This window comes from Klebsiella sp. 4_1_44FAA (assembly GCF_000238715.1).
GTDB lineage: Bacteria > Pseudomonadota > Gammaproteobacteria > Enterobacterales > Enterobacteriaceae > Klebsiella > Klebsiella pneumoniae.
The window spans coordinates 1-536 of sequence record NZ_JH414871.1; the positions used below are offsets into that span (position 1 = coordinate 1).

The 536-nt window shown below is 39.4% G+C and carries 1 protein-coding gene; it reads right to left on the reverse strand.

Annotation, left to right across the window (positions count from 1 at the left end; all coding sequences use genetic code 11):
* Positions 1–369, reverse strand: a 369-nt coding sequence (locus HMPREF1024_RS00010) for an HD domain-containing protein (protein WP_009310213.1), incomplete at its 3' end; no start/stop codon positions are given.
* Between the last annotated feature and the right edge of the window lie 167 nt (positions 370–536).

The window sequence follows — 536 nt, forward strand, 5'->3', positions numbered from 1 at the left end:
ATCACTGTGTTTGGCAATGGAAATACGGATGATTTCGTCAAAATCAGATTCGGGAACAAACCTGCGGATCAGGTTTTCTCCATTATCATTATTGAACAGAATTTTTACACCGTAAGCGGCATGATCCATCGTGTCCGGAAGAAAGCTGTCGAAGCGTTTTAACTGCTCAAAACGTCCGATATCATGCAGCAGGGCGATCATCTTTGCAAGTGTGGTATCTTCCTCAGATAACCGCATACGGGCTGAAATGTCAGTACTTTCTTTTACAACGCCGTAAGTGTGTACGATCTTTAAACGGATTTTGTCATTGTGGCAGTCGTAGTCTTTTAAATAATTGTTGAATTGTCTTTTTGCGGTGTAAAAATCCATAAAAGTGGCACTCCTTATTATTGGGCATAATTATTTTTCCAGTTGTTTCTTAAGTTGTTCAATGATAGTTTGTTGTTCCTGAATAATGCTTTGTTGTTCACCAATGGTATTTTTCTGTTCATCGATCGTATCCTGCATTTGATCGATCATGTACTGCTGAGACACGC